At 36.8% G+C, this 8,610-nt stretch carries 6 protein-coding genes; 5 read left to right on the top strand and 1 reads right to left on the bottom strand.

The features are described from left to right. The first annotated feature begins 460 nt into the window (after nucleotides 1-460). The 5 genes from KHM83_RS19155 to KHM83_RS19135 all read left to right on the top strand — a co-directional run bounded on the left by KHM83_RS19155 (nucleotide 461) and on the right by KHM83_RS19135 (nucleotide 7,574). Nucleotides 461-949 carry a GNAT family N-acetyltransferase gene (locus tag KHM83_RS19155; protein WP_213238645.1) on the top strand — a complete coding sequence of 163 codons (489 nt, stop codon included), beginning with the start codon at nucleotides 461-463 and terminating at the stop codon, nucleotides 947-949. A 373-nt stretch (nucleotides 950-1,322) separates the two neighbouring features. Continuing rightward, a complete protein-coding gene (locus KHM83_RS19150) occupies nucleotides 1,323-1,700 on the top strand; it encodes a response regulator (RefSeq protein WP_246543211.1) in 378 nt (125 codons plus the stop codon). Then, entirely contained in the window at nucleotides 1,693-2,724 is a 1,032-nt protein-coding gene (locus KHM83_RS19145) for an HD-GYP domain-containing protein (protein WP_213238643.1), read from the top strand. The genes KHM83_RS19150 and KHM83_RS19145 overlap by 8 nt, the downstream gene beginning before the upstream one ends. A gap of 224 nt (nucleotides 2,725-2,948) precedes the next feature. After that, entirely contained in the window at nucleotides 2,949-6,077 is a 3,129-nt protein-coding gene (locus KHM83_RS19140) for an ATP-binding protein (protein WP_213238642.1), read from the top strand. 306 nt (nucleotides 6,078-6,383) lie between these two features. After that, nucleotides 6,384-7,574: a hypothetical protein gene (locus KHM83_RS19135; protein ID WP_213238641.1), complete on the top strand. Its 1,191-nt coding sequence runs from the start codon at nucleotides 6,384-6,386 to the stop codon at nucleotides 7,572-7,574. 380 nt (nucleotides 7,575-7,954) lie between these two features. Here the strand turns inward: KHM83_RS19135 and KHM83_RS19130 are convergent, their stop codons facing one another. After that, entirely contained in the window at nucleotides 7,955-8,155 is a 201-nt protein-coding gene (locus KHM83_RS19130) for a hypothetical protein (protein ID WP_213238640.1), read from the bottom strand. Nucleotides 8,156-8,610 lie beyond the last annotated feature (455 nt).

Here is an 8,610-nt window from a genome sequence, read left to right as displayed (position 1 = left end):
CAATACATATATGCTATATGTATTGTAACAAATGACTACGGCAAAACAAGGGAGCTATTTCACCGTGGCATTGACAAAGACAAAGAGCAAGGCAAAGTCAAATCACGTGGACTAAAACAACTGTATCTGCATTTTCAAATTATCATGATGGTATAATCATAGTTGGTACTTCAGATGACTATAAAGTGCGATCCCCAGAACTAAACAAAAAAGGAAAGCAATGTTAGCACACTGTCAATACCGATTGAAAAGTCCCTTTTTTAATGTCATCAATCAGAATGTGATGCATAAAACTTAGCTTTCTATAATGCCCCCGATTTTATTCCCTAACGCCTAAAAGTATGCTATCGTAGAATTTATACATGATTATGGATTCGACTAGAGAAATATGTAGAATCAACGATATTCATTTCAAAAAAAGAATACAAGAGCGATGCTTATCAATCGAAAGAAGGGCAACATGAAAATAGAATTAGTTTCAGCTGAATCACCAGAAATCATAATGAATTTATTCCAATATTATATTTATGATATGTCTGAGTATACAAAATTTGATCCAAATCCTGATGGCACCTTTACCGTTGATGAGCGTGTTGTCCAACTAAGCATTTATTGGAATGATCCGAAACATTATCCTTATTTGATCTTAGTAGATGGTGAAATGGCAGGCTTTTCTTTGTTGCGAAAATTTCCATTAGATCAAGCGTATTTTGACATCGGTCAGTTTTTTGTACTTAGAAAATATAAGCATTTGGGCGTTGGTAGAGAAGCGTTTAAATTGTCTGTTAACAAACATCCTGGGAGATGGATTACGAGAGTGCTGCCGAATAACGATGGGGCGTATAAATTTTGGGAAAAAGTGATTTTGGAGGTTGCGGCGGAAGTGCCTGTCGTTAGAAAAGAACTATACATGGGGAAGGAAATGATTTATTTTTATTATAATGTTTAGGGAGAAGCCGAGAAGAAGCTTTGATAATGAACACAAATAAGACTACGCTATTTTCCGATCCCACCTAATTGACAAAAAGTCTTTTACAAAAGACAAAAATACAAAACGCCACACAAAAGTCTTCCATAAAAGACTTTTGTGTGGCGTTTTTAAGTTGAGATAATCGCTATTGTTACAAATGAGGTATTCAAACCGGCAACTGATACAACAACTCTGTCTGACTAGAACACTTTAAATAATGGTTTAAATAAAATTTGAGCGGTATAAATATACTAAAGTCACACTAGAAAATCGAACCTATACATATAAATTTTATACAAGCGTACGGAACGTCTCAACCTATGGCTTACTGCCTAAAATGAAGGGAAAAGTAATGAATAAGATTTTAGTAGTTGACGACAGCCCGCTTAATATTAGAATGCTAGAACTGGGACTGAGTAAAGATTACAAAATTTTTGCAGCTAAGAATGGCATGGTTGCAGCATCAATTTTAGAAAAGAACGTGCCTGACATTATCTTGCTTGATATTGTAATGCCCGTGATGGATGGGTATCAAACCTATGAATACATATTGGAAAAGGCAAGTCTAAAAGGCATTCCCGTTCTTTTTTTAAGTAGTGTTGAAACACTTGACGTGGATTTGCGGGCAAAGGACCCGGATCGGTTTGTGGGTTTTTTAAAAAAACCTTTGAATATGCAGGAGGTTAAACAAACGATTATTCAAGCGTTAAGTGGAGGCACTAATGGATGAGAAACCCTTGATCCTCGTAGTTGATGATATTAAAGCAAACATTGACATCCTCATTGCAGCATTAAGAGATGACTACAGAATAAAGTTTGCGCTAAATGGTAAAAAAGCATTGGCGTTAGCGGCCAAATTTAACCCGGACCTAATTTTACTGGATGTTATGATGCCTGAAATGAATGGTTTCGAGGTGTGCGAGATCTTAAAGCGGGATATGGTTACTAAAAATATTCCCATCATTTTTGTAACGGCAAACAATACTGCCGATGATGAGGTCAGAGGCTTAAAGGCGGGAGCCGTCGATTACATAACAAAACCAATCATTCCTGTCGTTGTTCAATCGCGCGTGAAGACACATTTGAGACTTGCTAATCAGGAAAAACATTTGTATAAGGAAGTTAAAGAAAAAACGTTGGAATTGTTCAACACGCAAGTTGAAATTATCAACGTTCTTGGTCGTGCAGCTGAATATAAAGATAATGAAACCGGAAAACATGTGCAACGCGTTGCCAAATATTCTCGCTTTTTAGCGCTTAATTATGGTATTTCTGAACATGATGCGGAACTTCTGGAGCTGGCTGCGCCAATGCACGACATCGGGAAAATCGGAATCCAAGATGATATTTTAAAGAAAAAAGGGCGTTTGGACAATGCTGAAAGACAGATTATGTGTGAACATGCGCGTATTGGCTCTGAAATTTTAGGCGAACAAAAGTCTGAAATGCTTCAGTATGCCACGATTATTGCTGAACAGCATCATGAACACTGGAATGGCAATGGCTATCCTTATGGTCTTAAAGGAGAAGAAATTCATATTTTCGGGAGGATTGTAGCAGTTGCAGATGTTTTTGACGCGCTCACGAGCAAGAGACCTTATAAAGAGGCGTGGTCTGTAGAGCGGGCGAGAGATTTAATCGTCAGCGAACGTGGCAAACAATTTGATCCTCAGATTGTAGATATATTTTTTGAAAACTTTGAAGAAATTATAAACATTAAAAATTCAATCCAAGATGATGATGCGGTTATATGATGCGTATGGATCCATTTAGAGTTCCAATTAGTAAGGATCTGGTAAACTCGGATTTTTTTGCACAGTATCCGGATTTTTTTCCATTTATAGAGGGCCATGAAAAGCCGAGTATTAACGCGTCTACACTAACTTGGGAAGAGGCTTATAAAGACTAATACCAAACGTTTTTACATGAAAGCCATATGAGGTGAGAAGACAATCGAGGAAGCCGTGGAGGGCATGCGATGAGGTTTTTTATTTTTATCACGTTGTTTTTCCAGTTATTTTGTTCAAACTTTTCTTATGCAGAGGCTATTGCTTTTAGCGAAGAAGAACAGACATACATAATGAATAACCCAACGATTGTTATTGGGATAGACCCTGAGTTCAGACCGTATGAGTTCGTAGATACTGATGGAAATTATGTCGGGATGGTAGCAGATTATCTAAGAGCGATTGAAGAAAAGACGGGATTGACTTTTAAAAGAGTAGAAGACGTGAGTTGGACAGAAGCTTACGATTTGGCATTAGCGGGAAATGTTGATTTATTGCCATGTGTTGGTATTACAGACCAAAGAAAAGAAGCCTTTTTATTTACAGATAGCTATTTGAGCTTTCAAAGGGTTTTGTTATCAAATGACGAGTCGGATAATCATAATTTTGATCAACTCGACGGCGTTCGCGTAGGTGTTCAGAGAAATAGTTCTAATTATTATTTTATGGCAGAAGAAACGAACGCTGAACTCCTAATGTATGATACACTTGAAGAATTGCTCTTGGCTTTATCTTCGAATGACATCCATTTAGCAGTTGGCAATTATGCTTCATCAAGGTACATGATTAAACAGCTGGGCCTTTCCAATATTGTTGTGAGCGATGTTTATGAGGAAGTTACCTCGGAATTGGCAATGGCAATTGCAAATGATAATGTCATATTGCAGTCAATTCTCAATAAAAGTCTTGCCTCAATAACAGAAGAGGAAAGAATTGTTATTAGCAATAAATGGCTTGGAATCATAGAAAAGTCGGATTATACAAATATTTTTATTGGCGTATCGATTATTGTCATAATTGCCCTCGTTGTGATAGTCATGTTCTCCTCTTGGAATGTGCGGCTCAGAAGAGAGATTCATTTAAGAGAAGAGACGGAAAAGCAATTGATTAAGGCAAAGGTCGAAGCCGAAAAAGCTTATCAAGTTAAAAGCATGTTCATCGCTAATATGTCTCATGAGATTCGCACGCCGATGAATGGCGTTATTGGTTTTGGAAAGCTTTTGGAAAAAACTGCGTTAACCGAAAAGCAGCGAAGCTATCTCAATAAAATTAATGAGAGCTCAGATCATTTGATGGAAATTATCAATGATATTTTGGATTTTTCGAATTTAGAGTCTGGAAGTTTTGAAGTGGAATCTGCTGTGTTTGATTTTGATCGGGTTTTAGAGGACGTCATCGGCGAAGCACGTGAAAAAGCAGCAAATAAGAGGTTGAAATTTACGGTTGATTATGATCAAAGTATTCCCAATAGGCTTATTGGTGATTCCTATCATTTGCATCAAATATTAGAAAATGTATTAGACAATGCTGTAAAATTTACTGAGATGGGTGAGGTTCGCATGGTGCTGAGCTTGGAACAGTTGTCAGGCGAAGATGCAAAAATTAAATTTTTAATAAAAGATACTGGTATTGGGATGTCAGAAGAACAGTGTCATGATCTATTTGAGGCTTTTTCTCAAGCTGATATAAGCAGTACGAGAAAATTTGGCGGCATAGGTTTAGGTCTCGCAATTGTACAAAATTTAGTTTCAGTTATGGATGGGAAAGTAACAGTAAGGAGTGCCCTAGACCAGGGAACCGAATTTGATATTATATTGCCATTTAAAGTTGATTTGTCTGAAGCCAGTGTAACATTTGTTCCTCAATATATCAAAGGCATTAAAATTGCGATGATTAGTGACAATCCATCTATGGTTGAATCGATAAAAATGTATCTTTCCGATATGACGCAGTCAATAGATATATTTAACGATCTTGGCGTTTTTCAAGCGGCATATGAGCGGCAATATGAATTGATATTTTTGGATTGCAGTATCAATCAATTGAGTGACGTGGCATGTAAAGCAATTTACAAATTTATTACCGAAAGCAGTATGGAACGCGGTAAGGTCGTTTTAATGGTAGACGATCACACAGAAAATATTGAAACAAAGGCAAGATCAGCTGGATTTAAGACGATCTTAAAAAAGCCCATTACAGCGTCTACTTTCTTCGACACGGTAATGACAATGCTTTCGTATAAGAAAACAGAAAATCTTTCTAAAAATATTCAAACAGGTAAAAGAATTTTTACGGGGATTAAGGTTTTGCTGGTTGAGGATAACTTAATTAATCAGGAAATTGCCAAAGAAAATTTGGAAGATGAGGGTGCTGAAGTAATCATTGCCAACAATGGCGCAGAAGCACTGGAAATAGTGGCGCAACCAATTGATCTTGACATCGTTTTAATGGATCTTCAAATGCCCGTGATGGGTGGTCGTGAAGCAACACAGAAAATTAGGGAAACATTCTCTTCAGAGATGCTGCCAATTATCGCGCTTAGTGCGGATATACAGCAGCGTACAACAGAAGAAATTATGAAGATCGGTATGCAGGCACACATTAAAAAGCCGATTCATCTAAATGAGCTTTATGGTGTGATGGCAAAATTGCTAAAGATCACTTTTTCAGAAGAGGCTTCATCTAGTTCAGCTAACACGAAAAATAGCGAGTATCAATTTGAAGAGATGCTTAAGTCATTTAATACCATTGAAGGGATCATGAGGTTAGGCGGGAACGAGAAACTCTATTTAAAAATCGCCAGTCAATTTGCCACAATGTATGCTGATTTTGATGAAAAAATGATAACGGAATCGCATCAAATGACTTCTGATGCGCTTATGCGGGAATTTCATACGCTGAAAGGGCTTTCTGCGAGCTTGGGAAACGATGAGATCTCTGAATATTCAAATCGTCTAGAACTGCGGTTTAAGAATGGCACATTAGAACCCACGCTACTTTTGCAGGATCGTGATTTTGAAGGGCTCATCACATGCTTAAGCAATGGCCTTGCTGAGATTAAAGCTTTAGAAAATTCGGTTTCATCAGAGCCGGTCATAGAGGATATTGAAGTATTAGATGAAGATGTCTTTGCGGCTACTTTCAAAACTTTGGTTGAATTACTCGACAGCTATGATGTTGAAGCCCAAAATAAATTAAGAGAAATGAAAGGGAATTTTATGAAGAATGGTTGGATGGACCAATATCATAAGATAGAAGAAGCTTGCGAAGCATATGATTTTGAAATTGCACTTGAAATTCTGGGCACATTAAACGTTTAAGAAAATGTTTCGAAGCGGCATGTTGGACAAGGAAACTAAAAAAGTGCTATGATTAATTCAAGGTGTCAATACGGGATTACGAGTGCGGTAAGATTAAGATTGAGAGAATAGGATCATCAAGAAGAAATACATTTAAAAGATAATATATAAGGAAATTGTATTATCTAAATTTCAATGCTTTCACGACGATATGTACTATTCTCATATCTTTATGCGAGACAGCCTTATTTGTAGTTTTGCGCATAGCACGAAACCATATAGCATGCGGAGTGTTAATTTTTTATAGACTTCATCGGAGGTGTTTTAATGCGAATTAATCATGGATCAGATATGAGTCAAATCCTAAATTTATCGGAAATGCAGCTTAAGACAAGTGGTTTTGCGGGTCTAATGATAACCCCAGATTCATTATTGAATCAAGGGGTGGCAAATGCCGATTTTGATTTACTTGAAATATCAAAAGAGGGGATGCAAAAGATAGAAAAATTCAAATCAGGAGATATTCATGAAATCGAAATGGAATCGCTAGAAGAACTGTTAACAAAGGACAAGCAGGCATATCTCGAAGAAGCTATATTTGGATCAGCGCTGGCATATAAAAAAGAGCATGACTGGATTCTTAATAATACGCAAGATGAAGATCAGAAAAATAAATTGCTAGAAGACCTAAACCAGGTATACATAAGTCGTGTTGGTGGTGCTATTCAGGAAATTGGAATGCAATTGGACAATTTCTTTGATCAGGGAAGAACTCAGTTACAGCGATTCTCAAAAGAGGAAGTTGAAGATATTTTTGATGTGGATATCTTTAAAAGTCAACTCGCAGAGAAAGCATTAACGGCAAAAGATTATGTGATGACTTCTGAAACCACGGTGGACATTGATGCCGTGAAGCAGTATGTTCGTGATAATGAAAAACAGACGAACGCAGTTGAACGTATGACATATGATGATTTGAAAGCGGTTATAGGCTTTATGGATTCGTATCAAGATATTGTTAGTCAGGTGAAAAGTGATGAATCAATTGGCGGAAAATACTATGCACAAGTTGATGATGCCGTTAATACCGCTATTTCAGAACTGAATGTTGACAGCCGTGTAAAAGATGCTCTCACCGAAAATCAACGGCGTTATTCAGAGGCATTGATGCGAATGGATGCATTTTCAGAGACAATGGATTTATATGATTCTACTTTAGAGGCGTATCAGGAACGATTGAATAAATTGATGGGTCGATTAGCAATCATTCAGAGCCGACTGGATATAATTAAAGAAGAGGGTGGTATTGATCCCAGCAATAAAAGACTTTTGGGGCTATTAGAATTTCAAAGTGCCATTAGCGATGAAATTAAGCTGTTAAAAAATGAAACCAAAAATGTTGAAAATGAAAAACGCGATTTATCCGAACATCCGGAGAAGGCTGTCGAAACGGACAGCTATAAACGGATAAAAGCTGATTATGACAATGAAAGAGAAAAACTTGCAGATCAAAAGTGAGTAGTGCCGTTGAATTGAGTTTTCGAATACTCTCACCTTAACGGCAAAAGCTTTTTATAGAAGACAGAAAATAAAAAGAATGCACAAAAATCTTTTATGCAAGACTTTTTGCTTATCCTATAATGTATAATGCGATCAAAGTTTATCAATAAGAAAAAGAATACGTATGTTTTTCTAAATATAAGCGTAATAGGGTAGCATCAAATGTGCTACCCTATTTTATAATAAAATCAATCATTTTCAATTTTATGTTATTAAATGATCTCAAAAATCGTTAATGCTACTAATGTAGCTTTTGTCGTTTATAAGCGCCTCCTTTGTCTATCGCGAGGGCATTCGTGGAGATTATGTAAGCAAGATGACAACTTTTTGTATAAAGATTATTTTGATTTAAACATGTCTTTAAAGCCGCTGTATATGACGATTAACCCTACAACGATACTGATATTTCTTAAAATAAGCTCTGCTGTCCTATGTGCCCCAATAGCAGTACTATGAGCATAAGTGTGCCCTGTAAGCAATGTTGTTGAAAACATGATGAGGACACCAATGATGATACTGACGATTAAATTTTTATTCAAAATTGCACCTCCGGTATTGATTGTGATCATAAACGATTGGTTTGAGTGATTAGTGACATGAATAGCGTATGCTCAATATATGGGTATGTCAACATGTAGAACTGGTAAATCCATAATATGGGCATCGTGCTCTATGTATATTGAGTACTTAGGCATGACAGTATTTGACTTAACCGACGAAGCATCAATAATAAAGAACCGCATTAGTATTTTTATACTAAACAGCGGTTCTTACTTTATTTTCAGGTGTATTTGCATTGTTTAATCGTTAGCGTTTTGTACCGAGAACTAATTGCTGCATCACGCAGAATCGACTCAAGAAGAGGCATCGATATGTTGTTTCTGATTTCTAGTTCTGTCATTGCCTAGCTCATAACTCTTGCCGTAGCTAGCTCGCTTATCTTGCCTCAAAAAATGCGTGTAGTGGCTGCAGTGTTACTGCAGCCCAATAATCA

Origin of the sequence: Fusibacter paucivorans (assembly GCF_018390735.1) — a bacterium.
Classification (GTDB): Bacteria; Bacillota; Clostridia; order Peptostreptococcales; family Acidaminobacteraceae; genus Fusibacter; species Fusibacter paucivorans.
This window is presented reverse-complemented; position numbering and strand designations above follow the sequence as displayed.

Bases quoted from the DNA above. Each gene is read 5' to 3' on its own strand.
- KHM83_RS19155 (WP_213238645.1), top strand. From the start codon at position 461: ATGAAAATAGAATTAGTTTCAGCTGAATCACCAGAAATCATAATGAAT.
- KHM83_RS19150 (WP_246543211.1), top strand. From the start codon at position 1,323: ATGAATAAGATTTTAGTAGTTGACGACAGCCCGCTTAATATTAGAATG.
- KHM83_RS19145 (WP_213238643.1), top strand. From the start codon at position 1,693: ATGGATGAGAAACCCTTGATCCTCGTAGTTGATGATATTAAAGCAAAC.
- KHM83_RS19140 (WP_213238642.1), top strand. From the start codon at position 2,949: ATGAGGTTTTTTATTTTTATCACGTTGTTTTTCCAGTTATTTTGTTCA.
- KHM83_RS19135 (WP_213238641.1), top strand. From the start codon at position 6,384: ATGCGAATTAATCATGGATCAGATATGAGTCAAATCCTAAATTTATCG.